This window comes from Providencia sp. PROV109, from assembly GCF_033681625.1.
GTDB classification, from domain to species: Bacteria; Pseudomonadota; Gammaproteobacteria; order Enterobacterales; family Enterobacteriaceae; genus Providencia; species Providencia hangzhouensis.
In genome coordinates, this window is the sequence record NZ_CP096320.1 from 2,503,540 (window position 1) to 2,528,976 (window position 25,437).

23 protein-coding genes, 1 tRNA gene and 1 pseudogene are annotated in these 25,437 nt (G+C 38.5%); 10 read left to right on the forward strand and 15 right to left on the reverse strand.

Features of this window, described 5'->3' with window-relative positions; all coding sequences use genetic code 11:
• The first annotated feature begins 79 nt into the window (after positions 1–79).
• On the forward strand, positions 80–637 hold the full coding sequence (locus M1F25_RS11535) for a septation protein A (protein WP_004254142.1): 558 nt from the start codon (positions 80–82) through the stop codon (positions 635–637).
• A 59-nt stretch (positions 638–696) separates the two neighbouring features.
• Here the strand turns inward: M1F25_RS11535 and M1F25_RS11540 are convergent, their stop codons facing one another.
• Positions 697–894 (reverse strand): YqaE/Pmp3 family membrane protein, encoded by a 198-nt coding sequence (locus M1F25_RS11540; RefSeq protein WP_004911118.1) that lies wholly within the window; start codon positions 892–894, stop codon positions 697–699.
• Positions 895–1,183: 289 nt separating this feature from the next.
• Between M1F25_RS11540 and yciA the strand changes: the two genes are divergently transcribed.
• Complete coding sequence (gene yciA / locus M1F25_RS11545) at positions 1,184–1,618, forward strand: acyl-CoA thioester hydrolase YciA (protein WP_004254136.1); 435 nt, start codon at positions 1,184–1,186, stop codon at positions 1,616–1,618.
• An 82-nt stretch (positions 1,619–1,700) separates the two neighbouring features.
• Here the strand turns inward: yciA and M1F25_RS11550 are convergent, their stop codons facing one another.
• A complete protein-coding gene (locus M1F25_RS11550; RefSeq protein ID WP_036957695.1) occupies positions 1,701–2,420 on the reverse strand; it encodes a TonB family protein in 720 nt (239 codons plus the stop codon).
• Between the two features lie 127 nt (positions 2,421–2,547).
• Positions 2,548–2,721, reverse strand: coding sequence for a YciY family protein (locus tag M1F25_RS11555; RefSeq protein ID WP_004254127.1), 174 nt, complete (start codon positions 2,719–2,721; stop codon positions 2,548–2,550).
• 287 nt (positions 2,722–3,008) lie between these two features.
• On the opposite strand from M1F25_RS11555, the gene cls reads away from it, so the two are divergent.
• Positions 3,009–4,469, forward strand: a complete 1,461-nt coding sequence (gene cls / locus M1F25_RS11560) for a cardiolipin synthase (protein WP_094960524.1) — start codon at positions 3,009–3,011, stop codon at positions 4,467–4,469.
• Positions 4,470–4,491: 22 nt separating this feature from the next.
• Positions 4,492–4,824: an HI1450 family dsDNA-mimic protein gene (locus tag M1F25_RS11565; protein WP_004254123.1), complete on the forward strand. Its 333-nt coding sequence runs from the start codon at positions 4,492–4,494 to the stop codon at positions 4,822–4,824.
• Positions 4,825–4,914: 90 nt separating this feature from the next.
• Here the strand turns inward: M1F25_RS11565 and oppF are convergent, their stop codons facing one another.
• From oppF to M1F25_RS11600, 7 genes are all read right to left on the reverse strand, one after another.
• Positions 4,915–5,916 carry a murein tripeptide/oligopeptide ABC transporter ATP binding protein OppF gene (oppF, locus tag M1F25_RS11570; RefSeq protein ID WP_004254119.1) on the reverse strand — a complete coding sequence of 334 codons (1,002 nt, stop codon included), beginning with the start codon at positions 5,914–5,916 and terminating at the stop codon, positions 4,915–4,917.
• Positions 5,913–6,902 (reverse strand): ABC transporter ATP-binding protein, encoded by a 990-nt coding sequence (locus tag M1F25_RS11575; RefSeq protein WP_036957694.1) that lies wholly within the window; start codon positions 6,900–6,902, stop codon positions 5,913–5,915. Before M1F25_RS11575 ends, oppF begins: the two co-directional genes overlap by 4 nt.
• Positions 6,903–6,912: 10 nt before the next feature.
• Positions 6,913–7,821, reverse strand: a complete 909-nt coding sequence (gene oppC, locus M1F25_RS11580; protein WP_004254117.1) for an oligopeptide ABC transporter permease OppC — start codon at positions 7,819–7,821, stop codon at positions 6,913–6,915.
• Positions 7,822–7,835: 14 nt separating this feature from the next.
• Positions 7,836–8,756 (reverse strand): oligopeptide ABC transporter permease OppB, encoded by a 921-nt coding sequence (gene oppB / locus M1F25_RS11585; RefSeq protein WP_094960523.1) that lies wholly within the window; start codon positions 8,754–8,756, stop codon positions 7,836–7,838.
• A gap of 71 nt (positions 8,757–8,827) precedes the next feature.
• Positions 8,828–10,468 carry an oligopeptide ABC transporter substrate-binding protein OppA gene (gene oppA, locus M1F25_RS11590; RefSeq protein ID WP_036957693.1) on the reverse strand — a complete coding sequence of 547 codons (1,641 nt, stop codon included), beginning with the start codon at positions 10,466–10,468 and terminating at the stop codon, positions 8,828–8,830.
• Between the two features lie 93 nt (positions 10,469–10,561).
• Positions 10,562–12,175 carry an ABC transporter substrate-binding protein gene (locus M1F25_RS11595; protein ID WP_004254114.1) on the reverse strand — a complete coding sequence of 538 codons (1,614 nt, stop codon included), beginning with the start codon at positions 12,173–12,175 and terminating at the stop codon, positions 10,562–10,564.
• A 530-nt stretch (positions 12,176–12,705) separates the two neighbouring features.
• Entirely contained in the window at positions 12,706–13,350 is a 645-nt protein-coding gene (locus tag M1F25_RS11600) for a YchE family NAAT transporter (RefSeq protein ID WP_004254112.1), read from the reverse strand.
• A gap of 482 nt (positions 13,351–13,832) precedes the next feature.
• Here M1F25_RS11600 and adhE point away from each other — a divergent pair, with 482 nt between their 5' ends.
• Positions 13,833–16,538, forward strand: a complete 2,706-nt coding sequence (gene adhE, locus M1F25_RS11605) for a bifunctional acetaldehyde-CoA/alcohol dehydrogenase (protein ID WP_004254110.1) — start codon at positions 13,833–13,835, stop codon at positions 16,536–16,538.
• A 196-nt stretch (positions 16,539–16,734) separates the two neighbouring features.
• Here the strand turns inward: adhE and M1F25_RS11610 are convergent, their stop codons facing one another.
• Positions 16,735–17,208, reverse strand: a complete 474-nt coding sequence (locus M1F25_RS11610; RefSeq protein ID WP_232368675.1) for a thymidine kinase — start codon at positions 17,206–17,208, stop codon at positions 16,735–16,737.
• Between M1F25_RS11610 and M1F25_RS11615 the strand changes: the two genes are divergently transcribed.
• Positions 17,202–18,455 carry an IS256 family transposase gene (locus M1F25_RS11615; protein ID WP_135536280.1) on the forward strand — a complete coding sequence of 418 codons (1,254 nt, stop codon included), beginning with the start codon at positions 17,202–17,204 and terminating at the stop codon, positions 18,453–18,455. The two genes, M1F25_RS11610 and M1F25_RS11615, sit on opposite strands and share 7 nt — an antisense overlap.
• Positions 18,456–18,461: 6 nt before the next feature.
• Here M1F25_RS11615 and M1F25_RS11620 read toward each other — a convergent pair.
• Positions 18,462–18,752: pseudogene (locus tag M1F25_RS11620) on the reverse strand (thymidine kinase); the annotation flags it as partial.
• A gap of 542 nt (positions 18,753–19,294) precedes the next feature.
• Between M1F25_RS11620 and hns the strand changes: the two are divergent.
• Complete coding sequence (gene hns / locus M1F25_RS11625) at positions 19,295–19,705, forward strand: histone-like nucleoid-structuring protein H-NS (protein ID WP_004254106.1); 411 nt, start codon at positions 19,295–19,297, stop codon at positions 19,703–19,705.
• A gap of 466 nt (positions 19,706–20,171) precedes the next feature.
• Here hns and galU read toward each other — a convergent pair whose 3' ends face one another.
• Complete coding sequence (gene galU / locus M1F25_RS11630; protein WP_181487916.1) at positions 20,172–21,092, reverse strand: UTP--glucose-1-phosphate uridylyltransferase GalU; 921 nt, start codon at positions 21,090–21,092, stop codon at positions 20,172–20,174.
• Between the two features lie 159 nt (positions 21,093–21,251).
• Entirely contained in the window at positions 21,252–22,262 is a 1,011-nt protein-coding gene (gene rssB, locus M1F25_RS11635; protein ID WP_181487918.1) for a two-component system response regulator RssB, read from the reverse strand.
• Between the two features lie 125 nt (positions 22,263–22,387).
• Between rssB and M1F25_RS11640 the strand changes: the two genes are divergently transcribed.
• The 3 genes from M1F25_RS11640 (at position 22,388) to M1F25_RS11650 (ending at position 24,058) form a co-directional block, all read left to right on the forward strand.
• Positions 22,388–22,867, forward strand: coding sequence for a YchJ family protein (locus tag M1F25_RS11640; protein ID WP_004254092.1), 480 nt, complete (start codon positions 22,388–22,390; stop codon positions 22,865–22,867).
• 95 nt (positions 22,868–22,962) lie between these two features.
• Complete coding sequence (gene purU / locus M1F25_RS11645) at positions 22,963–23,811, forward strand: formyltetrahydrofolate deformylase (RefSeq protein ID WP_004254090.1); 849 nt, start codon at positions 22,963–22,965, stop codon at positions 23,809–23,811.
• 162 nt (positions 23,812–23,973) lie between these two features.
• A tRNA-Tyr gene (locus tag M1F25_RS11650) sits at positions 23,974–24,058 on the forward strand.
• Position 24,059: 1 nt separating this feature from the next.
• Here M1F25_RS11650 and M1F25_RS11655 read toward each other — a convergent pair.
• Positions 24,060–24,935: a LysR family transcriptional regulator gene (locus M1F25_RS11655; RefSeq protein ID WP_094960519.1), complete on the reverse strand. Its 876-nt coding sequence runs from the start codon at positions 24,933–24,935 to the stop codon at positions 24,060–24,062.
• Positions 24,936–25,437: the final 502 nt, after the last annotated feature.

Below are 25,437 nucleotides of genomic sequence, written 5' to 3' on the forward strand. Positions count from 1 at the left end.
GTGCAAACTTTTAACAATTAAAGCCAAAATCGGTTAAACTACTCCATTATCTTTACGTTGAGGCGCTGTATTCACTGTTATGAAACAACTTATTGATTTTATTCCTTTGGTAATCTTTTTTATAGTCTATAAAAGATACGATATTTTCTATGCGAGTGGCGCACTAATGGTTACCACTCCTTTAGCGTTATTAGCTACCTACCTTATTTATAAAAAAGTTGAGAAAGTTGCAAAAATCACCTGTGCAATTGTGATGAGTTTTGCTGCGTTAACCCTTATTTTCCACAGTGATGCATTTATTAAATGGAAAGTCACTATCATCTATGCTGCGTTTGCTGGCGCATTACTCTTTAGCCAATGGTTTACTGAAAAGCCCCTAATTCAGCGCATGTTAGGCAGTAATCAAGAAATAAAATTAGCAGATAGTTATTGGAACAAACTCAATAGTGCATGGGCAATATTCTTTATTTTCTGCGCATTACTGAACATTTATGTTGCTTTCTGGATGGCGCAAGATATTTGGGTAAATTTCAAAGTCTTTGGTCTGACAGCGGGAACATTAATATTTACAGTACTGAGTGTGGTCTATATTTTTAAAAATATGGTTAAAGAGCCTGCAGAAAAACACGAAGAATAATTAAAAATTAGAGTTAAAAACCTGCTAATTGTCTATCGATTAGCAGGTTTTTTTTCTTATTAATAGCGCTTGTCACCAAATGCTTTTTCAATTTTTTTATCTGTATTGTACTGTGATAATGCGTATACCGACCATATGGCAGCGGGTAGCCAACCAATTAACGTGATCTGTAGAATTAAGCAAATGATCCCAGCAAAGGGGCGCCCTATCGTAAAAAATTGCAACCAAGGTAATAATATTGCCAGTAACAATCTCATTTCATACCTCTAAATTAATCAATAAAATTTATATTATTGAGTATAGCCAATTCAATCAATTGACTAAATATAAAAAACACTTCTTGCTTTTTCTTTGCAAAAGTTGATCTTTTACCAAGAATTAGACGCCGTTTATTAATAATGGGTACCATATTTGTCTTATTTTTGCAGCAATTCAATCAAATAGCTATTATCAATCAATAACTGTATGGTTCAGGTTTACTATTGCATATGTAATTTGTTATAAATGCAAAATCAAAAGTAATAACCCTTTTAATAAGAGTCAGATATGCAATTGCCGAACGGTGAGTTGGTTTTACGTACATTAGCCATGCCCGCAGATACTAATGCGAATGGTGATATTTTTGGTGGCTGGTTAATGTCACAAATGGACATTGGTGGGGCTATCTTAGCAAAAGAAATAGCGCTCGGACGAGTTGTTACTGTGGCAGTTAATGGCATTAAGTTTCAAAAGCCCGTTGCAGTTGGTGATGTTGTTTGCTGCTATGCACGTTGCTTAAAAACAGGAAAAAGCTCAATTACCATTAATATTGAAGTTTGGGTAAAAAAAGTCGCAACGGAGCCTGTTGGGCAACGTTACCGTGCTACTGATGCGGTATTTACTTATGTCGCAGTTAATGATGATAGTACCTCACGTTCATTACCCAAAGAAAAACAACATTTTCAGTTAGCGAGTTCAGATCAAAAAACTAACGAAGCATAAGTTTTTTGCTCCACTCATTATGTAAAAACTAAAAAGCACCATCATTACTGTGGTGCTTTTTTATACAACCTAATGTTAACCATTAGACTTGGCTAACAGTGCCATCTAATTTGAAATAAATTTCAGTCACGTAGCCTTTTGCAGGTTGCTTTTCAAAAGTCCAACGGTTCATTGCACGTTTAACATCCCGCTCGAATAAACCTTTAGGTGAGGCTTCGACAAATTCAATATTTGTCACTCGTCCACCATCATCAATATCATAACGAACTTTCACATATCCTTCTTTACCTAAGCGACGCGCGCGTTCAGGATAGGAAGGAGCTTGTTTATGCAGAGCCCTCGGGCCGCCTTTCTTAGTCGATTGACTATTACTTGCCCCTGTATTGTTTGCAGTTTTAATTGGACTGTTATTCGTTTTCGGCGCAGTAACGTCTGATTTAAGATTATTCATCGCCAATTGCTTTTCAACTGGCTTAACATCTTCTTTAATTTTTTTCTTTTCTTCCTGTTTTGGCTTAGGCTTTTTCTTTACCTCAGGTTTCTTCTTAGGTAATGCAATAACAGGTTCAACTACCGGTTCGGGTTCAGGTTCTATAACGGGCTCTGGTTCTGGCTCTACCGGTGTTTCAACCTGCTCAACGGGCTCAGAAGCAGGTTCAGGGGCGGCAAAAGCAATCATAGAAATCGTCAATGGTTCAGGGTCTCTGACCAAATTAGGTTGATTAAAAATCCATGCCATTGCAAGACCCGCATGAATAGATAATGAAACGACGATAATTAAAGTCCAACGCATCCAACGCATATGCAATTTCTACCCTACACCTGTCTACCAAAAAAGAATATGACTGATAGTTTAAATGCAAATAGCAATCATATTCAATAAGGTTTGTCATACAAAGTGAAAAATGTGAGTGTACGCTGTAATAACCTTACTCAATCCATTGGGTAAAAAGCAGGGAATGCCGACGATGGTAAATGTCAATTTTACGCATTGCATAGATGCGCATGTTTCGCCTTGAATGCCCTTCTAGCCAGCGTCTACGGCGACGTAGGGATTGTCTTAACATACGCCAACGCCCTACTTCATGCCTACTACGTCTCATTTAATTGTGTCCTTTTATCGTCTAAAAATTATTAGAAAAAAATATTATATTCCTTTGAAAAAAAGAACCAAGAGGAACTTTTTATGTCATTTCGGTGCACTGCTTTTAATTTCATGATGATAAAATCAATTAACAAAACTATTTTTCCTAACAAATTACTCTATTTCACGAAGCTTTTACTGCAGAATTTTGCTAAATTCTATTAAGTTGATATTTTACTAACAGTTTTTTTAGCTAAACTATCTTTTTTTGAACCTTTTTCTGATCAGTGAGGCATCTGACCCGTTATGGCAACCGTCTATACACTTATGAGTTGGCTTCTGTTCTTCCTATATTGGCTAATTATTGCAGCAATTACAGTCCGCATTTTAGTCAAAAGAAGGCCGGTCACCTCAGCCATGACATGGCTCCTGATCATTTATATTCTGCCATTAGTCGGGATTATTGCCTATGTCGCCTTCGGTGAACTTCACCTCGGTAAACGTCGAGTCGATAAAGCTCATGATATGTGGCCTTCCGTCGCGACATGGTTAGAAAACTTACGAACTTCAAAACATATCTTCGCCACTGATAATAGCCCCGTCGCTGAACCATTATTTCAGTTAGTTGAAAAGCGCCAGGGTATTGCTGGTGTTAAAGGTAATAGAATTCAACTTTTAACTACCTGTGAAGACTCATTAAAAGCGATAGTCAACGACATCAACAATGCCCAGCACTCGATTGAAATGGTCTTCTATATTTGGCAACCGGGTGGTTTAGTCGACGGTGTTACCGAAGCCTTACTTAATGCCGCTAAACGCGGTGTTAAGTGCCGGATTATGGTGGACTCCGCGGGAAGTTGGCATTTTTTCCGTAGCGATTACCCCGAAAAAATGCGTGCTGCAGGTATTGAGTTTGTAGAATCATTAAAAGTTAATTTGATGCGTTTCTTCTTGCGTCGAATGGATTTACGTCAACATCGTAAAATAGTGGTTATCGATAACTATATTTCATATACAGGCAGTATGAATATGGTTGACCCTCGTTATTTTAAACAAGATTCAGGGGTTGGTGAATGGGTTGACATTTTAGTACGTATGGAAGGCCCTGTGAGTACCACATTAGGTATCGTGTATGCTTTTGACTGGGAAATGGAAACCGGCCAACGCGTACTTCCACCACCGCCTGACAGTAATATTATGCCTTTTGAACAAGCGAATGGGCATACAACACAAATTATCGCCTCAGGACCGGGCTTCCCTGATGAGTTGATTCAACAGTCACTGATGACCGCGATGTTCTCTGCGCGCAAACAACTGATCATGACCACCCCTTATTTTGTGCCTAGTGATGACCTTTTGCATGCAATTTGTACAGCAGCAATGCGAGGTGTCGACGTCAGTATTATTATGCCAAGGCAGAATGACTCATTCCTTGTTCGCTGGGCAAGCCGCTCATTTTACAGTGAATTATTAGCTGCTGGTGTTAAGATTTATCAATTTGAAGACGGTTTATTACACACGAAGAGTGTTTTGGTTGATGGCGAGCTTAGCCTTGTTGGTTCAGTAAATCTTGATATGCGCAGTTTATGGCTCAATTTTGAAATAACAGTGGTCATTGATGATAAAAGTTTTGGTAGCGATCTCACGCTAGTTCAGTATGATTATATTGCGCGTTCAACTCGTTTAGAAATTGAAGAATGGGAACAACGTCCGTTCTGGAACCGTGTCGTTGAACGCATTTGCTACTTCTTTAGCCCATTGTTATAAATTAAGTTAATTAGGAAAGGTCATGACTGAAATACAAAATACACCTTTAATCGATGAAGATGACATCATTGAAATGGCTTATGACCTTTTTCTTGAAGGGGCAATGGATAATTTAGAGCCCGCTGACCAATTAATTTTTGCTTTGCAGTTTGAAGAGTTAGGTGCCGCAGAAATTGTTCCTGTTACCCTTAATTGGCAAGAGATGATTACTGAAGAGCTTAATTTAAACCAATTAAGTGAAGTGGTTATTGGATTAGCTCAAAGCCCTGACGCCGAATTAGACGATATTTTTGCTCGCGTATTAATTAGCCGCCACCCTTCTAAACCGTTTCACCATATTTTTTGGAAGAAATAGTTGATTAAAAGGGACATTTCGTCCCTTTTGGATTAATTAAAGTAGAAGCCCCCTAAACGCCATTCCCTTTCGCCCATCACGAGAAAACAATCACAATGGGTCAATTTTCAAACAAGACACCGCATGTTTGAAACTCCCTTCTAATAATGGCCTTGTTTTTGCACACTCTTCATCCGCTAATGGGCAACGGGTTCTAAATACGCAACCTGAAGGTGGGTTAATGGGTGATGGCAATTCACCCTCTAAAAGTTCTATTACCTTATTTTTTTCTTTATCGGGATCAGGAACGGGCACTGCTGACATCAATGCGCGTGTATAAGGATGTAAGGGATTATTGTATACCTCATCATAGGTACCAAGCTCTACGGCATGCCCCAAGTACATCACTAAGACACGGTCAGAAATATGCTTAACAACCGCCAAATCGTGCGCGATAAAGATTAGCGATAATTTCATTTCACGTTGTAATTCTTGCAATAAATTAACAACTTGTGCTTGAATTGACACGTCTAATGCAGAAACTGGCTCATCGCAAATCACGAGTTTAGGTTCTAAAATCAATGCTCTTGCGATACCAATACGCTGGCATTGCCCTCCCGAAAACTCATGGGGGTAGCGGTTAATCAAATTTGGTAATAAGCCAACCCGCATCATCATTTTTTTCACTTTTTCTGTGATTTGTGATGGTGGCATTTTAGGATGATAGGTTTTTAATGGCTCAGCGATAATGTCACCGATGGTCATTCGCGGATTAAGCGAAGCCAGTGGATCTTGGAAAATCATTTGAATATCACTGCGAACACTGCGCCACTCTTTATCAGTTTTACCTAATAAATTCTGCCCCAGCCAACTTACCGTACCATCCGTTGCTTTAACTAACCCAATAAGTGCTCGAGCAAAAGTGGATTTACCGCACCCTGATTCCCCGACTACACCTAATGTTTCACCTTCATATAAACGAAGTGTTACGCCATCTACCGCTTTAAGACTTTTGTTTGGTTGCCAAAACCACTGTTTTTTATCTCGAATCTCAAAATGGACTTTAAGGTCATTCACTTCGAGTAAAACTGGCCTATTTTCATGGGTACTCATACCAATTCCTCCAGTGGCTTAAAGCAGGCACGTAACCGCGTTTGACCAAATGTGGTTAATGCAGGTTCTTGGTCAACACATTGCTGAACTGCATATTGGCAACGAGGTGAAAATGGGCAGCCTTTGGGTAAACGTAATAAATTAGGCGGATTGCCGGGAATGGTAGCTAAACTTTCGTCATCACCATCGAGGCGCGGAACAGCAGCTAACAAGCCAAGTGAATATGGATGAGATGGATGATAAAAGATATCCTTCGCAGTACCGTACTCCATCGTGCGTCCTGCATACATCACTAGGACTTTATCACATACCCCTGCGACGACCCCAAGGTCGTGGGTGATCAAAATAATTGCAGTATCAAACTCTTGTTTTAACTCATTGAGCAACGTCATGATTTGCGCTTGTACAGTCACATCAAGTGCTGTCGTGGGTTCGTCAGCAATTAACAGCTTTGGTTGGCATAACAGGGCCATTGCAATCATGACGCGTTGTCTCATTCCTCCTGAAAACTCATGTGGATACATATTCATACGCTTACGTGCTTCAGGCATTTTAACGGCATCTAACATACGAACTGATTCTTCGAAAGCTTCTCTTTTACTCATGCCTTTATGTAACATGAGAACTTCCGACAGCTGTGTACCAATTTTCAAATAAGGGTTCAATGATGTCATTGGGTCTTGAAAAATCATTGAAATCTCTTCCGCTCGCATACGGTTTAATTCTTTTTCTCTTAAATTCAAAATCTCACGGCCATTAAACATGGCAGAGCCATTAATTCTGCCATTTTTGGCGAGTAAGCCCATGAGTGCGAAAGCAGTTTGTGATTTTCCTGAGCCTGATTCACCAACTATGCCAAGCGTTTCCCCCGCACTTAATTCAAAGTTCAATTTGTTTACGGCGGTAACCTCACCATCTTGAGTTGCAAATGTCACACTGAGATCTTTCACGGATAACAGAGGGCTTTTCATTGAGTTATTTAACATATTATTCCCTCTAGCGATCTTTCGGGTCGAGCGCATCTCGTAGCCCGTCACCGATGAAGTTAAAACAAAATAGCGTAATGACTAAGAAACCGGCTGGTATCAGTAGCAACCATGGCGTCACTTCCATTGAGTTCGCCCCATCACTTAATAACGCCCCCCAACTACTTAACGGCTCTTGTGTGCCTAAACCTAAAAAGCTTAAGAATGATTCAAACAAAATCATACTTGGAACTAATAATGACGCGTAAACGACTACTACACCTAAAACGTTAGGTACAATATGACGTAGAATAATCTGCCGCGTACTAACACCACAAACAAGCGCTGCCTCAATAAATTCCTTACGCTTTAATCCGAGTGTTTGTCCGCGAACAATACGCGCCATATCCAACCAAGACACCATTCCTATCGCCACAAATATCAGTAAAATATTGGTCCCAAACAACGTGACAAGGAGGATCACAAAAAACATAAATGGGAAGGAATTTAAAATTTCTAATATACGCATCATGATGGAATCCACTTTTCCACCCACATAACCCGCTAATGAACCGTATAAAGTGCCTACCACGACTGCGACTAAGGCTGCGGCAACTCCCACCATTAAGGAAATTCGCCCACCTATCGCGACACGCACTAATAGGTCTCGGCCTGAAGCATCCGTACCAAAATAATGCCCGGTTGCCATATCCGGTGGCATTGACATCATTTCCCAATCGGTGTCGTCGTACAAAAAAGGCGACATCATAGGAGCAAAAATCACAAATAGAGTAATTAACAACAATACGCATAAGCTAAATATTGCCGCACGGTTGTGCATAAAACGGCGCCTTGCATCTTGCCATAAACTGCGCCCTTCAATATCTAGCTGCTCTGAAAAGTTTGCCAGAGCTTCACTATTTTTTTGGTTCGATAGCATCGTGTTTCTCCGACTTAATAACGAATTTTAGGGTCAATAACTGCGTACAAAACATCGACAATCGCATTAAACGTAATTGTCAGTACCCCAACTAAAATTGTTAAACTCAATACCAGTGAGTAATCACGATTAAGTGCGCCGTTAACAAAGAGCTGACCGATCCCCGGTAACCCAAAAATAGTTTCAATTACCATCGAGCCAGTAATAATCCCCACAAAAGCGGGACCCATATAGGAAAGCACAGGAAGCAACGCTGGTTTAAGCGCATGGCGTAAAATGATAGTTCTTAGTGGTAACCCTTTAGCACGTGCAGTACGAATAAAATTAGAATGCATAATTTCGATCATCGAACCGCGTGTAATACGGGAAATACTTGCAATATAAGCAAGTGAAAGTGCAACCATTGGTAGTACCATGTGTTTTAGGTTTCCACCATCCCACCCACCACCAGGGAACCATTTCAAATGAATGGCAAAAATCAGCACCAATAAAGGTGCCACAACAAAGCTTGGGATAACAACCCCCGTCATGGCAAACCCCATGACTGTAAAGTCCCATTTGGTATTTTGGTTGAGTGCGGCTATCACCCCTGCAGAGACCCCAAATAGAACAGCAACAATGAATGCCGTTGCCCCTAATTTTGCAGAAACAGGAAATGCTTTAGCCACTAAATCATTAACACTGTAGTCCTTGTATTTAAATGATGGGCCAAAGTCACCTTTGGAAAGCTGAATTAAATAATTAAAATACTGCTTATACATGGGATCATTTAAATGATATTTAGCTTCAATATTTGCCATCACTTCCGGTGGCAATTTCCGTTCACCCGTAAACGGGCTCCCTGGGGCTAATCGCATCATAAAAAATGAAATGGTAATCAGAACCAAAAGAGTCGGAATGGCTTCTAACAACCGACGAATAATAAATTTCAACATCGCTCTTTCCTACTTCTATTGCCTAAATAGGCGAACATCTGGCTCCAATAAATGGAGCCAGAACAACTATATTAGTGTTTAATAATGTACAGATCTTTAGTATGCAGGTTATCTAATGGATCTTTGCCACTATACCCCCCCACATAAGGTTTCACTAAACGCGTATTAACATAGTAGTAAAGAGGAACAATACCTGAGTCTTTATCGAGTAATTTTTCGGCTTGTTGATAGAGTTCAGCACGTTCATCATCCGTTTTGACTTGCAATGTTTTTTTCATCACTGCATCAAAATCTGTATTTTTATAATGAACAGTATTATTACTGCTGTAGGAAAGTAACATATTGAGGAAAGATGAAGGTTCGTTATAATCCGCACACCAGCCTGCGCGTGCCACATCATAGTTACCTTGATGTCGGCTATCTAAGAATGTTTTCCATTCTTGATTTTCTAGTTTCACTTCTGCGCCAATATTTTTCTTCCACATAGAAGAAGCGGCGATGGCAATACGCTTATGTAAGTCTGAAGTATTATACAATAAATTGAATTTTAGAGGGTTGGCTTTGTTATATCCCGCCTCTTCTAGCAGCTGTTTCGCTTTTTCGTTACGCTGCTCTTGGGTCATATTCGCATACCAATCCGGTTTTTCTGTTTTCATTCCACTGGTAAATGGTGGAGTGAATCCATACGCAGGAATATCCCCTTGGGCTTTGACTTTATACGTAATCGTATCTCTATCCATAGATAGTTTTAATGCTTCACGAACACGAGGGTCATTAAACGGCGGTTTTTCATTATTAATTTCATAATAATAAATACATAGATATGGGTTCACACGTAACTCATTCGGCATGTTTTGTTGTAAACTTTTGAACTGCTCAATAGGTAAGTTACTGTATGTCATATCAATTTCGCCACTGCGGTAGCGGTTTACATCAGTGACTTCTGAAGAAATCGGTAAAAAAGTCACTTGGTCAATAATGGTATTCGCATTATCCCAATAGCTTGGGCTACGCTCTAATACAATACGTTCGTTTACCGTCCAATCCTTTAATTTATATGCTCCATTACCTACAAAGTTCTGTGGTTGCGTCCACTTAGCACCATGTTGCTCAATGACTTTTTTATTGACTGGCGACATGGATGAGTGAGCTAATAATTTAGGAATATAAGGAACGGCTTCACTCAGTGTAATAACTAAAGTTTTGTCATCAAGAGCTTTAATACCAAGTTCTTCAGGTTTTTTCTTCCCAGCGATAACATCGTCAATATTACTAATATGGGCATATTGTAAATAGCTTGCATAAGGCGATGCAGTATCAGGGTCAGCCAATCGTCGCCAACTATACACAAAATCTTCTGCCGTGACAGGGTCACCATTAGACCATTTCGCGCCATCGCGAATTTTAAATGTCCATTCTGTAAAATCTTTATTTTCCCAGCTTGTTGCCGAGCCAGGTAAAATTTCGCCATCAGGCCCCACTATTGTGATCCCTTCGAAAAGGTCTCTTGCTAAAGCAGATTCCGGTACCCCTTCTATTTTATGAGGGTCTAACGATTGCGGCTCAGAACCGTTGTTGCGAACCATCACTTGCTTTTCAGCCAGTTCAACGCCCGCAGGAACCGTTGCTGCAAAACTTGTTGCTATAGAGCCCATTGCCAGCCCAGCCGTTACACTAAGCGCAATAATCGATTTATTGATTAACTTACTCATCTTATCGGTTACTCCCATACATAATTATTATGATTGTGTGTTGATACATGTTCACCCAGTAGATGAACACTTTTTATAATTATTTAGATATTATTAATTAGGTTCACTTATATATAACCGTTTAATATCCGTATAATCAAGAGGGTCATTACCTTTAAATCCACGAACACTCGGTTTTATCATTCGAGCACTGACGCGATAATAAACAGGAACAATAGCCGAATCATTGTCTAGCAAGGCTTCCGCTTGCTGGTAAATTGTATGGCGAGATGAAGAGTCCGGTGCTGTTAGCGCTTGCTCAAGCAAGGCATCAAACGCTGGATTATTATAAAAAGTGGTATTATTACTATTTTGAGACAGCATCATGTTCAAAAATGCGGTTGGCTCGTTGTAATCGGCACACCACGTTGCTCTGGCAACATCATAATTTCCTTCATGGCGGCTTTGTAATGATGTTTTCCATTCTTGGTTTTGCAGCGTCACTTGCGCACCAATATTTTTCTGCCACATGGACGCCGCAACAATAGCTTGCTGCTTATTTTGATCTGATGTGTTGTACAGTAAAGCAAATTTCAATGGGTTTTCTTTAGTATATCCGGCCTCAGCAAGCAAATCTTTAGCACGTTGATAACGTTGTTCTGCTGATAAATTTGCCCATTCCGGTAAGGTAAAATTACCATTATTAATAAAACTTGGCGTAAAGCCATAAGCGACTTTTTGCCCTTGAGCGATAATTTTATTGGTTATTGTTTCTCTATCTAATCCTAACTTTATTGCTTCACGCACTCTTGGGTCATTAAACGGGGCTTTTTGATTATTTATCTCATAATAGAACGTGCACAAATAAGGCCGAACATACAATTCATTCGGCCTCTCTTGCTGCATTTTTTTATATAAAACAGGTGGGATTGCAGAGTTAGAAATATCAATTTCACCACTACGGTAACGGTTAATATCACTCACTTCGGAGCTAATCGCTAAAAAGGTCGCTTGCTCAATACGGCTATTTGGGTTATCCCAATAAAATGGATTTCGTTTGATAACAATACGTTCATTTACTACCCAGTTATCCAATACGTATGCCCCATTTCCAATAAAATTCTTGGGTTGGGTCCATTTATCACCATGTCGTTGAATTGCTGACTTATTCACGGGCTTCATAGACGTATGAGAAAGCATATCAACGAAATAAGGCACTGGGTGGCTCAACGTAACTTGTAAATGTTGCGGGTCAAGCGCTTTCACACCCAGCGCTGTTGCCGGCATTTTTCCCGCTAAAATCGCATCTGCATTTAAAATATACGCATTTTGTAAATAACTGGAGTATGGGGAGCCAGTATTTGGGTCAGATAAACGCTGCCAGCTATACACAAAATCTTCAGCGGTTACAGGTGTGCCATCACTCCACTTTGCATCTTCCCGCAAAGTAAAAATCCACGTAGTGAAATTTTCATTACTCCAACTTTTAGCAACCCCAGGAACTGCTTTACCGTCTATATCGGTATACACTAAACCTTCTAATAAGTTTAATATCACATTGCCTTCAGGAACCCCTTCCACTTTATGGGGATCAAGTGATGTCACTTCTGAGCCATTGTTAATTGTAATAACCTGTTTTACTTTTTCCGTAGCACTAGCCTGTAATGTAACAACTAATAAAGAAAGTACACCAAAACCAAGTGTTGATTTGAACATTCTATCCCTCATGATTCATCAATAGCGCTATAACCTCATTTGCAGCCATCTTTACGCTGATATTTAAGCCCTGGTACCGCTATTTCCTTATGGGCAATCCACTTCATGAACTCAAACAATTAAAACAATTAATTAACATTGATCAGTTAAAAATTTTAAGTAAATTTTAAAAAAATAGACGTTAAATTTTAATTTTTCTTATATTTCAATACACTAAAATCAATTTGGCTATCCACCATAAAATAACCTCCAAGCTCTTTTCCAAACATATCATTAACAAACATCAATTAGAATAGTGAATAAATTTACGTAGCTCACAATTCCTTACTTTTTATCCCTGTTTTAGCAAAAAATGCCACATATAATTACAGGTATCATTTTTTTATGTGTGATTATTAATAGCTAAAGTTTTATTAAGCCATTTAAGAAAGAGAAATGTGCTATCTGTATAGCAAAATTGATGTGTGTAATATGAGGTAATTAGCGGTAGGTATGGCTGCAAATAGATATAGTTTGCAGCCATCAAAAGAAAAGAGATTAGATTACAATAGGCCCGGGAATATGGCCTTAACACCTGTCACAATAAACTCTATACCCAATGACATCAGTAATAGACCCATGATACGCGTTACTACGTTGATCCCTGTTTGACCTAAGTAACGAACCAATAAAGACGCTGAGCGGAATAATAACCAACAACAAAAGGCAAATGCGATACTCGTCAACGCTAAGCCTAAAAAGTTTTGCCACCCATGCCAGCGAGATGACCAAACAATACAAGAACTTATTGCACCAGGCCCTGCCATTAGGGGTAACGCCAAAGGTACAACACCAATGCTATCTCTAACCGCAGTTTCTGTTTTTTCTTGTTTATTTTGTTTGTCTTCCCCAATTTTACCGCTGATCATTGACATCGCTATTGTGACGATCAAGATCCCACCAGCAATACGGAAAGAATCAATTGAGATACCAAACAATTGCAATATTGAGTCACCAATTAATAGTGATGTACATAAAATGATAGCAACTGATGTATTTGCAATAGTATTGGTTTTATTTCTCCCCGCATTACTTTGATAGTTTGTCATACTAATAAACACAGGCAATATGCCAACTGGGTTTACGAGTGCAAACAAACCAATAAAAAATTTAATATATCCCGATAAATCAAGTAATGCGCTACTCACCCATTCATTTCCTTAAGCAGTTCTCTTTAGAGATTTATTGATATCTTTTATAATTTTACCACCGATGTCATTAATTTCCTTGAGCAAAACAATATTTTCTTTAACTTGCTAAATTTGCTTAGTATTTAGTTAGATATACATAAATTATCTGCACAAGTTGTTTTGATAATATTAAATTAAGTAATAGATGAACAACATTTATTCAACTTGTGCATGAATACACGTGCTGAAAGGAGTCAGCTTGACATTTTCGTGACCTAGATCACTTTATTTAATTACCGTTTTGTTAATCTACTCTTAACTGATAGACAGAGCTAATTAGGATATTAACTCAGTACGGAATAAGGTTTTTAAGCCAATAGGCGATCATGAGCAGCGTTATTATAGATAACATCTATACTTTTATCTTTAAGCATTTCCTTGTTCTATCGATGCATTGCTCATTGGCTTAAAAAGTTTAACATTTATCAGGAGTAATCTATATGTCCGTAACTAACGTTACCGAACTCAATGAACTCGTTGCTCGTGTCAAAAAAGCTCAACGTGAATTCGCAACTTTTTCCCAAGAAAAAGTTGATGAAATCTTTAGAGCCGCGGCTCTCGCTGCTGCTGATGCACGTATCCCTCTAGCAAAACTTGCTGTCGAAGAATCTGGAATGGGTATTGTTGAAGATAAAGTGATTAAAAACCACTTCGCTTCAGAGTACATCTACAATGCTTATAAAGACGAAAAGACCTGCGGCACGCTATCTGAAGACCCAACATTTGGGACAATCACCATTGCTGAGCCGATTGGTATTATCTGTGGTATTGTGCCAACAACTAACCCAACTTCAACCGCGATTTTTAAATCACTTATTAGCTTAAAAACGCGCAATGCTATTATATTTTCCCCACACCCTCGCGCTAAAATTGCTACCAACCGCGCGGCACAAATTGTGCTTGATGCTGCGATTGCAGCTGGTGCGCCGAAAGATATTATTGGTTGGATTGATTCCCCTTCTGTTGAGTTATCCAACGCTTTAATGCACCACCCTGATATTAACCTGATTTTAGCGACTGGCGGACCAGGCATGGTCAAAGCTGCTTATAGTTCTGGAAAACCTGCAATTGGTGTTGGTGCTGGTAACACCCCTGTCGTTATTGATGAAACCGCAGATATTAAGCGTGCTGTCGCGTCTATCTTGATGTCAAAAACATTTGATAACGGAGTTATTTGTGCATCTGAACAATCCGTTGTAGTCGTTGATGAAATCTACAATCAAGTTCGCGAGCGTTTTTCAAGTCATGGTGGTTACTTGCTACAAGGAAAAGAACTTAAAGCGGTTCAAGATATCATTTTAAAAAATGGTAACTTAAATGCCGCTATTGTTGGCCAACCTGCTTATAAAATTGCTGAAATGGCCGGTATTACCGTGCCAAAGACCACTAAAATATTAATTGGTGAAGTAAAAAGCATCGATGAGTCAGAACCGTTCGCACATGAAAAACTTTCACCATTATTAGCGATGTACCGTGGTAAAAACTTTGAAGACGCGGTTGCCAAAGCAGAACAACTTGTCGAAATGGGCGGGATCGGCCATACCTCTTGTTTATACACTGACCAAGATAACCAACACGAACGCGTTAACTATTTTGGCCAAAAAATGAAAACAGCGCGTATTTTAATCAATACGCCAGCATCTCAAGGTGGTATCGGAGACCTTTATAACTTTAAATTAGCCCCTTCTCTTACTCTAGGTTGTGGTTCTTGGGGTGGTAACTCCATCTCTGAAAACGTGGGTCCAAAACACCTAATCAATACCAAAACTGTGGCGAAGAGAGCTGAAAATATGTTGTGGCATAAACTTCCGAACTCAATCTACTTCCGCCGTGGTTGTCTACCTATCGCCCTTGAAGAGATTGCAACTGATGGTGCAAAACGCGCCTTTATCGTAACCGATGGCTATCTGTTCAATAATGGTTATGTTGATGAAGTGGTTAACGTTCTCAAAAAACACCACATTGAAACAGACGTTTTCTTTGAAGTTGAGGCAGACCCAACATTAACTGTTGTCCGTAAAGGTGCAGCACAAATGCAAGCATTCCAACCTGATGTGATCATTGCATTAGGTGGTGGTTCACCAATGGATGCGGCTAAAATCATGTGGGTCATGTATGAACACCCAGAGACTCATTTTGAGGAATTAGCATTACGTTTCATGGATATACGTAAACGTATCCACCGCTTCCCTAAAATGGGCGTTAAGGCTAAATTAGTTGCTATAACAACAACTTCAGGTACAGGTTCTGAGGTCACCCCATTTGCTGTAGTGACTGATGATAAAACGGGCCAAAAATATCCATTAGCAGATTATGCATTAACGCCAAATATGGCCATTGTTGATGCCAACTTAGTCATGAATATGCCTAAATCTTTAACTGCTTTCGGTGGTTTAGATGCTGTCACCCATGCGTTAGAAGCTTATGTTTCTGTTTTAGCAAACGAGTTTACTGATGGTCAAGCACTTAAAGCACTAAGCTTATTAAAAGATTATTTACCAGCAAGTTACCATGAAGGTGCTAAAAATCCTGTAGCCAGAGAACGCGTACACAACGGTGCGACACTTGCCGGTATTGCATTTGCAAACGCATTCCTAGGTGTATGTCATTCAATGGCACACAAACTTGGCTCAGAATTCCATATTCCTCATGGTCTCGCTAATGCTCTATTAATTTGTAACGTTATCCGTTTCAATGCTAATGATAACCCAACAAAACAAACTGCATTTAGCCAGTACGACCGCCCTCATGCGCGCCGCCAATATGCAGAAATTGCGGATCATTTGGGACTCACTAACGTCGGAGATCGTACTGCTGCGAAAATTGAAAAATTACTCACATGGTTGGAGGAAATGAAAGCCGATTTAGGTATTCCTAAATCTATTCGTGAGACTGGTGTTACTGAAGCTGACTTCTTAGCTCGCGTAGATAAACTTTCTGAAGATGCGTTTGATGACCAATGTACAGGAGCTAACCCTCGTTATCCTTTAATTTCTGAAATTAAACAGCTATTACTGGATTCTTATTATGGTCGCGAATTTGTTGAGCACCAAGACGCGCTTGTGATTGAAAAAGAGGAAAAAAAAGCCCCTCAGAAAAAATCAACCGTAAAAAAAGAAGCAGAAAAGAAAAACACTAAGAAATAATGTTTAGCACATAATTTAAAAATAAAGGCACTGCAATAATTGCAGTGCCTTTTGTTTCGTTATTTAAAATCAATTGCTATAAAAATGTAGAAATCAATATCATATAAAATGATTTAACTCACTGAGTTATATCATTAATAGCCATAATATCCGATAACTGAATCCTGTTTTATTCTCTACACTAGATTATTTCTGTTTACCTAAAATGGAGTGGTTTCTTAGGTATAACACCTTCATTCATCAACTGAGCCTGTTTTATTGCTTCTGAATAGTGTTTACGACAAACAGAGATATACTTTTCATTACCGCCTATATCGACTTGTAGGCCTTCATATACAGGCACCCCATCACTTCCTATACGCAATACCTTACTCGCCTTACGTCCGCAATAACAAACTGTTTTTAGCTCAACTAATTTATCAGCCCAAGCAAGCAAGTATTGGCTGCCCTCAAATAATTGCCCTGCAAAATCGGTACGCAACCCATAGCATAAAACTGGAATATCCTCGTTATCAACTATGTCACATAATTCTTCAACTTGTTTTTTTGTTAGGAATTGGCATTCATGAGCTATAGTCATTTGTGGTGTATGAGGGGAAAAGAGGGTGGCGTATCCTGTTGATTGTTTCCTCCAAGAAATAATTAACAGTAGAGCGATACGCCATGACAAATATTACCCTGAATGTTCTTTCACAACCAGATGAAACTGGCACTGATGTGCTAACTGCTTTATTGCGTAATGGTGCTCGTCAGCTCATTGCGCAAGCAGTTGAAGTAGAGCTGCAGCAACTGCTGCAAGCTCATGAAGAACTGCGTTTACCCGATGGCCGCAAAGCTGTGGTGCGTAACGGCTATTTGCCTGAGCGCAGCATCCAAACGGGCATTGGCGATGTTGATATCAAGGTGCCAAAAGTGCGTGATCGTAGCGGCTCTGGTATTCGTTTTACCAGCGCACTGCTACCGCCATACCTCAAGCGTGCCCGCAGCGTTGAAGAGTTATTACCGTGGCTGTATCTCAAAGGTATTTCCACTGGAGACTACCAAGAAGCCCTTGCAGCCTTGCTGGGTGAGAATGCCAAAGGTCTGTCAGCTAACACCATTTCCAGGCTCAAGGAACGCTGGATTGATGAGCACCGAGAGTGGCGACAGCGCGATTTGAGTGACAAGCGCTACGCGTACCTTTGGGTTGACGGTATTTACAGCAACGTCCGCCTCGATGACCGTTTGTGCTTGCTGGTGGTGATGGGCGTGACAGAGCATGGCCGCAAGGAACTGATTGCTGTTGAAGAAGGCTATCGCGAGTCCGAAGCCAGCTGGCTTGAGCTGCTGAATGGCCTGGTTGCGCGTGGGCTTACGACCTGCCCAAAGCTGGCAACAGCTGACGGCGCTCTGGGCTTCTGGAAGGCTCTGAGCAAAGTATACCCGCAGACCAAACAGCAACGTTGCTGGGTGCATAAGACGGCCAATGTGCTCAACAAACTGCCCAAGGCAGTGCAACCCAAAGTAAAAGAAGCACTGCATGATATCTGGATGGCAGAGACGCGTGAGAAGGCTCATAAAGCCTTTGATATAGCGCTGGAAAGGTTTACTGCTAAGTACCCACGCGCAATGGAATGCTTAGCTAAAGACCGTGAGAGCATGTTGGCTTTCTACGATTTTCCAGCAGAACATTGGGTGAGTATACGCACCACCAACCCAATTGAATCTGCCTTCGCTACAGTACGTTTAAGAACCAGCAAAACCCGCAACTGCGGTTCAAGAAACACAACCCTAGCAATGGTTTATAAATTGCTGCAATCAGCGCAGAAGCGCTGGAACCGCCTGAAAGGATTTCAACTGCTAACCCTCGTGGTCAATAACGTTAAATTCCAAGACGGCGAACAAGTAATGGAGCAGTCAGACAGGAAAACCGCCTGATGCTCGTACACCAGATTTGACCATAACTCGGCATTCATCAATAAGAACACAATGGACTTTTTGTTCACTATTTTCTTTTTTTATCAGTTCAGCCATATTTGTTGTTGTTGAGTATAATAACGCTTCCGCTGATAAGCCTATGCGCGATGAGACTTTTCCTTGTTCAAAACGGTTATCTATCTCTGCTGTAAAAATAACCGTACGCATCCCTCTTTCATTATAGTTATACGATGATTGCAATAATGACGTTGATTTTCCCGCATTCATAGCTGAATAATAAAAGTAAAGCTGAGCCATTTGGCTGTTCCCTCAAAATTAATATACGTAATAATTTTACCATAAAACTAGCTTTAGGATTAACAATAATGGTGTAGATGCTGTTTACTTATTGAAAATTGAACTTTTCCCAGTTCAGTTTATACCTTATTGCTTATACCTTATTGCAAATATTGCTTAGCTTGCGGGCAAAAAAACCAATTTGATATTAACTATAAACAGTTTCAACTAAAGCACATTCCGCTAAAAAACATCATCAAAAAAAGAAAATTTAAGCGAGTCTATCCCTTCAATTCATTCCGAGTAAAAGTAAAATGAGACCCTCCTCTTCTTTTTTGAATTATTTAATCACTAAGATTTTAGCTTATTCCTATTTTTCGTTTAGTTCAGTTATTGATAATAGCTATATATATATCTACGAAAAGTTTATTTTTCTTTTGTAAAAAAATTGCATTCGTTAAAGATTACTTTTAAACTAAGGATGTAATTTAGCTATTGCAGAATTTAAAATAGCATTCTATTATTACTGTACACATGCCAACAAATAATTTGAGACCAGGAAAATGAGCGAATCATTAAAAGCGTTAAATAACATCCGTACTCTTCGAGCTCAAGCTCGCGAAGTAACTTTAGAATCTTTAGAAGAAATGCTGGAAAAATTAACCGTCGTTGTTGAAGAACGTCGTGATGAAGAAAGCCAAGCTCGCGCGGAATTAGAAGAACGTAACCGTAAATTGGAAAAAGTTCGTGAAATGATCCTTGAGCAAGGCGTAGATTTAAATGACCTTCTGCAAACAATGGATTCAGGTAAAAGCACTAGCACTCGTGCTAAACGCGCTGCACGTCCAGCTAAATATAAATATGTTGATGAAAATGGCGAAACCAAAACTTGGACAGGCCAAGGCCGTACTCCAGCAGTAATCAAGGTTGCCATTGAAGAACAAGGCAAATCTTTGGATGATTTCTTAATCTAATAGCCTCAACATGTATTTTAAACACCCTTTTATAAGGGTGTTTTTATTTAATCCTTTATATATTATTTATATTAACCTGCACTAAGAAAAAGCCCTTATCTATTATAGCTACAGTCTTTAGCACTAAAACCGCATAACTGCCGCTCCCTACTTCAATTAACTGTTCTGTTTTAAGCTGTTACGACGTATTACGCCATCTACCAAATAATCATGATAAATAAAAGCATAGCAGTAAAGATATGTAAGCTTAATTAGATAAACTTAAATATTTTTCAGTGATTCTATTTATGTAATGAAGTTGTATGCTAATTTTTGTACTCTCACCACTTATAACGTGTACAGACTGAACAGCTCAAGTCAGAGTGTTTCTCTTTATACTTGGTATTTTTGTTAATAATTTATTTATCTACGTATAAAAAAAGGCTAACAAATTAAGTTAGCCTTTAATAAAATTTATTGCGGAATTTTATTTTGCTGAATTCAATGATACTGATAATTTCTTCAGCCACTGGGTAAACTCATCTCCCAGTGCATCATGCTGCATTCCATATTCAACGAACGCTTTCATATAACCTAATTTATTTCCACAGTCATGACTTTTACCACATAAGTGGTAGGCCTCTACTGGCTCATTATTTTCCATCATTAATGCAATAGCATCGGTTAATTGTATTTCATACCCAGCACCTGGCGCTGTTTTGGCTAATGCATCCCAAATCTTTTCAGATAAAACATAACGGCCAACAATAGATAAATTAGATGGAGCTTCTTCACGTTTTGGTTTTTCAACCATACGAATAATTCTTTTACTATCTCCAGGTTCTAACATTTCTCCATTACAATCCACAATACCATAGTTAGATACATCTTCTTCAGGGACTGGTTCAACTAAAATTTGACTTGCGCCTGTTGACTCATATTGTTCTAGCATTTCACGCAAGTTAAATTTGGTTAAATCTGTACTGTAACGGTCTAAAATGACATCGGGTAAAATAACCGCAAAAGGCTCTTCACCGACTAAAGGTTTAGCACACAAAATTGCATGACCTAATCCTTTTGCTATTCCTTGTCGTGTTTGCATAATCGTTACGTGGCTTGGGCAAATAGATTGAACCTCATCCAATAACTGGCGCTTAACACGCGCTTCCAAGATAGCCTCTAACTCAAAGCTTGTGTCAAAGTGGTTTTCAATGGAATTTTTTGATGAATGTGTCACTAAAACAATTTCATTGATCCCAGCAGCGATACACTCATTAACAACATATTGAATAAGTGGCTTATCAACTATTGGTAACATTTCTTTTGGGATTGCCTTTGTTGCAGGAAGCATACGAGTCCCTAAGCCCGCAACGGGGATTACCGCTTTACGCACCTTGCGCTGTGTCATTTTTATCACTCCAGATATCATCTTAGCCTCTCGAATTTTACTAAAGTAACAAGAGGCATTTTAAGTGCGCAGAAGTATATCAGGAAATGTTCATGAATAAATAGCGACGAGTCCGAATAGAGTTATTCAGATTAAAAGAGTATACATTTTAGGTAATAACTATGTTTCGGGGTTAAACATTAGTTTTATTTTCTGGCTATTATTGCGAATTAAACACTGCCAAGCATTTCCTTTTACCTCTAAATGATTAGATTGGTAAAATTTCAACGCTCCTAAAGGAAGGCTTCTAGATAACTTAACATGCGTATTTTCTGTCGTTATATCCGCTTCTAAACCTGCACTCGCCATAATAATCGCTTTATTCCGTGTATTAAAATACCCCAATAATAGCGGAAACTGGCCACTAAACCCCGAATCTTCCAGTAAATAATTTATTTGGTTAATAATTCTATCAATATTGGGTAATTTTTTTTCTGGGTGGCTTACCGCACTTTTCAAGAGATCATTGAACACGACTCTAATCAAAAAAGCAGCCATAATGCCTTCTTGAGGAGAGCGCTCAGTATCAATACAGTAAAAACCTATTTGGCTGTCTGAAATGGGCGCTAGGTCTAATAATAATCCAAAACGGTTAGCCTCATTAAGTTGGCGATAGTTAATTCGGTAATTATTTATAATTTGATGTACTGGCGGTTGTAACTGTTTCAATACCGCTAACAGTTCTTGAGTATCGTTTTGCATTAGTGTCGAAATCTGAGGGATTTCCTCTCCTAACAGCTCTGTTAGGCTATTTTGCTCAGGATACAACGCAGAAAGGATTGTCACTTTAACTTCATCTAAATTTTTTATTGGCTTTAACAAAGCATCCTTTGCACCTAAGCGAAACATTCTATCTAACTGAGTGAAATCTGTTGTTGCTGTAATCACAATGACAGGAATATCAATATTACGCGCAACTAACGCTTTCATAAACGCTTCACCATTCATGACAGGCATATTTAAGTCACATAGAATGATATCAAGTTTGATACGGTCTATTGTTAACATCTCTATTGCTAATTGACCATTATCTGCGGTATAGATCTCAATACCCAGCGTTTCTAGGTAGTTTTTTAACATTGTACAGAAGGTGATTTCGTCTTCTATTATGAGTATTTTTCTATTTTTCATAAGATACCTACTGCAAAAGCCTGGTTTAATTAACAATACAATTATTCATACGATAAAATCATTTATTCGCCATCATTTAAGTATAGTGACTTTTCAATCTTATACTTATTTTTATAGAGAGTGTTATGAAATCACAAGTAGAAGATAGGTGTTACTGTGGCAACGAAGCACAATTTGAGCAATGCTGCGCTCCTTTTTTACAAGGGAAAGCTATTCCACAGACACCAGAGCAACTTATGCGTTCAAGGTATAGTGCTTATGTACACCAAGACGTCGATTATCTTATTAAAACATGGCACCCAGATTGCCATGCTCAAGAATGGCATCAAGAAATAGTCAATAGTTTTCCGAAAACACACTGGTTTGGTCTTCGTGTTATTAGTTCTTCTTATGCTAAAAATCCCAATGAAGCTTATGTCGAATTTTCGGCTTGCTTTATTGATGAAAAAGCTGATCATAAGCAGCTTATTCATGAACGTTCGCGTTTTATTAAGATGGATTCGTGTTGGTATTATATAGACGGCATTACCCCCAAAGTCGGTCGTAATGATTTATGCCCCTGTGGCTCTGGTCAAAAATATAAAAAGTGTGGTCATCCAGACTAATTATCCTTTATTTAATGCCTGTCTAATGAGACACATTTAATACTCAACCCGTCATTTTTTCATATCGCTTTGTTAGTTAAGGATTAGGCTGTTTCATGCAACACAAAATTGTACAGAAGAAAATTCTCAGGACAATTTGCCCTGACGCGAAAGGATTAATCGCGAAAATCACCAATATTTGCTATAAGCACCAACTCAACATTGTACAAAATAATGAGTTTGTTGATCATCACACTGGCCGTTTCTTTATGAGAACTGAGTTAGAAGGTATTTTCAACGATGAAACATTATTAGCTGACCTCGATGATGCATTACCAGTTGGGTCTCAACGTGAATTAAACACAGCGGGTCGTCGTCGTATTGTCGTTATGGTTACAAAAGAAGCACATTGTTTGGGCGACCTGCTCATGAAAAGTGCTTATGATGGCTTAGATGTTGAAATTGCAGCGGTTATAGGAAACCACGACACGCTAAAAAACTTAGTCGAACAATTTGGTATTCCATTCCACCATATTAGCCATGAAGGCCTAACACGCGAACAACATGACGAAAAAATGACAGCGCAGATTGACCAATATCAGCCTGATTATGTTGTCTTAGCTAAATATATGCGTGTATTAACGCCTGCATTTGTGCAGCATTATCCAAACCAAATTATCAATATTCACCACTCGTTTTTACCTGCATTTATTGGTGCCCGCCCTTATCACCAAGCTTATGAGCGTGGCGTAAAAATTATTGGGGCTACTGCGCACTTTGTTAATGATAACCTTGATGAAGGACCAATCATTACACAGAATGTGATTAATGTAGACCATACATTCACAGCCGATGATATGATGCGTGCAGGGCGTGATGTTGAAAAAAATGTACTAAGCCATGCTCTCTATTGGGTCTTAGCTCAACGTGTATTTGTATATGGTAATCGCACCATTATTTTATAAGCCAATAATATAGCGGCTTATTTAACAACACTTTGTTGATTTAACACGCATTAAGAATAAAAAAACAGCAAACAACCATTTTATTGAAAATTAATGCTTTACAGCGGCGCGTCATTTGATATGATGCCGCCCGCTGTCAATGATTACAGCAACTCAAAATCTGGTGGGATACCCAAGCGGCCAAAGGGAGCAGACTGTAAATCTGCCGTCACAGACTTCGAAGGTTCGAATCCTTCTCCCACCACCATTTAATTGATTTCACCTCCTAGTTTATCAACAACTCCCATAAAACGATTTAACACACTTGAGTGTGACTTTGATTTATAGATATAACACACACTTTTCCCCAAAATTTTATTCAATGGTATATAAATCAATGATTTATCAATCAATTCTTCTTCTGGATAATGGTCTATTATGCCTATAAAATCACCATCTTGAATGAAACTTTGGCAACAACCAATATTATCCATTTGTCTCACACTCGTTTTATTATCAACCGTTTCAATTTTTGCTAATAAATCACTCATTAATGAACTTTTATAAAATGCGGGATCACATAGCCATGTACTTTTTTGTAATAGTGTAACAAGGTCATAATGGAATTTTTCATAAAGTTCTTTCCTACAATAGATACCTAATGGTGAGTTTTCTATTATTTTTTGTAATGAAAATCGCTCACTGACAACTTGTTCAGAGCTAAGAATAAGTGTATTACCATCATAATCGACAATTTCATCTACTTCATCATAATTAAACCTTAATATATTTACTTGCACATTATTTTGATGTGCTGATTGATATAAATTAATTAAATGGCTTTCCTTACCCCAATCATAATAAATATTAGCCTCATTTATTATATAACCAGAAAAATGTTTTTTTGTTATTTCTTTCTCCTGTAAATAAAGATCTCTTAGATCGTTATAAAGTTCTTGGCCATCCTTAGTTAATGTCATTCCAAATTTTTCTCGTTTAAAAAGCCGTTTTCCTAGGCTTGTCTCAAAGTCTTTGATTGACTTCGCGATGGGAGGTGTCGTACGGTTCATCACTCTTGCAGCCTTGCTTAACGAGCCATTCTCAACAACCGCCATAAACGCCTCTAATTTTCTTGAAAAGAACATATCTATGACCCCATTCAGTTTATTAAAATATTAATCAACATACTTAACTTTCTCATTAATAATTATATTGATTAACCCAGAAATTAATTCACAAAACAAAAAATCAAACTTGATTTTTTATTGAATGATTAACAATATTTCATAAAAGTATTTTTATAATTTCCATCATTACAAAGCAATATATTATATTGTTTCGATTGATTATTTTTTATTCCCCCACTATTAAATCACATTAAAATATAAATAACCAATTGACTTTAAATGAAATTAAAACTAGTTAATAATGATATTATTAATTTAGCTTTAATAGAAAACTAAACTCTAGCACCCATAATAAATTTAATTAGCCATAATATTTTTTGATTAATTAAATTTATTATTATTTTTATATTAACCACTGAATTTTGATACTATACCAAGAATAAATTAAGCCATGAGCATTTTTATCATAGCCATTATCGTCTTTAAAACAATCTAACCGTTGAAACATGCTACGCGGGGT

What these genes read in the sequence shown, in the direction of transcription:
- M1F25_RS11535 (WP_004254142.1), top strand. Translation starts at nt 80, where the DNA reads ATGAAACAACTTATTGATTTTATTCCTTTGGTAATCTTTTTTATAGTC.
- M1F25_RS11540 (WP_004911118.1), bottom strand. Translation starts at nt 894, where the DNA reads ATGAGATTGTTACTGGCAATATTATTACCTTGGTTGCAATTTTTTACG.
- yciA (WP_004254136.1), top strand. Translation starts at nt 1,184, where the DNA reads ATGCAATTGCCGAACGGTGAGTTGGTTTTACGTACATTAGCCATGCCC.
- M1F25_RS11550 (WP_036957695.1), bottom strand. Translation starts at nt 2,420, where the DNA reads ATGCGTTGGATGCGTTGGACTTTAATTATCGTCGTTTCATTATCTATT.
- M1F25_RS11555 (WP_004254127.1), bottom strand. Translation starts at nt 2,721, where the DNA reads ATGAGACGTAGTAGGCATGAAGTAGGGCGTTGGCGTATGTTAAGACAA.
- cls (WP_094960524.1), top strand. Translation starts at nt 3,009, where the DNA reads ATGGCAACCGTCTATACACTTATGAGTTGGCTTCTGTTCTTCCTATAT.
- M1F25_RS11565 (WP_004254123.1), top strand. Translation starts at nt 4,492, where the DNA reads ATGACTGAAATACAAAATACACCTTTAATCGATGAAGATGACATCATT.
- oppF (WP_004254119.1), bottom strand. Translation starts at nt 5,916, where the DNA reads ATGAGTACCCATGAAAATAGGCCAGTTTTACTCGAAGTGAATGACCTT.
- M1F25_RS11575 (WP_036957694.1), bottom strand. Translation starts at nt 6,902, where the DNA reads ATGTTAAATAACTCAATGAAAAGCCCTCTGTTATCCGTGAAAGATCTC.
- oppC (WP_004254117.1), bottom strand. Translation starts at nt 7,821, where the DNA reads ATGCTATCGAACCAAAAAAATAGTGAAGCTCTGGCAAACTTTTCAGAG.
- oppB (WP_094960523.1), bottom strand. Translation starts at nt 8,756, where the DNA reads ATGTTGAAATTTATTATTCGTCGGTTGTTAGAAGCCATTCCGACTCTT.
- oppA (WP_036957693.1), bottom strand. Translation starts at nt 10,468, where the DNA reads ATGAGTAAGTTAATCAATAAATCGATTATTGCGCTTAGTGTAACGGCT.
- M1F25_RS11595 (WP_004254114.1), bottom strand. Translation starts at nt 12,175, where the DNA reads ATGAGGGATAGAATGTTCAAATCAACACTTGGTTTTGGTGTACTTTCT.
- adhE (WP_004254110.1), top strand. Translation starts at nt 13,833, where the DNA reads ATGTCCGTAACTAACGTTACCGAACTCAATGAACTCGTTGCTCGTGTC.
- M1F25_RS11615 (WP_135536280.1), top strand. Translation starts at nt 17,202, where the DNA reads ATGACAAATATTACCCTGAATGTTCTTTCACAACCAGATGAAACTGGC.
- hns (WP_004254106.1), top strand. Translation starts at nt 19,295, where the DNA reads ATGAGCGAATCATTAAAAGCGTTAAATAACATCCGTACTCTTCGAGCT.
- galU (WP_181487916.1), bottom strand. Translation starts at nt 21,092, where the DNA reads ATGACACAGCGCAAGGTGCGTAAAGCGGTAATCCCCGTTGCGGGCTTA.
- rssB (WP_181487918.1), bottom strand. Translation starts at nt 22,262, where the DNA reads ATGAAAAATAGAAAAATACTCATAATAGAAGACGAAATCACCTTCTGT.
- M1F25_RS11640 (WP_004254092.1), top strand. Translation starts at nt 22,388, where the DNA reads ATGAAATCACAAGTAGAAGATAGGTGTTACTGTGGCAACGAAGCACAA.
- purU (WP_004254090.1), top strand. Translation starts at nt 22,963, where the DNA reads ATGCAACACAAAATTGTACAGAAGAAAATTCTCAGGACAATTTGCCCT.
- M1F25_RS11655 (WP_094960519.1), bottom strand. Translation starts at nt 24,935, where the DNA reads ATGTTCTTTTCAAGAAAATTAGAGGCGTTTATGGCGGTTGTTGAGAAT.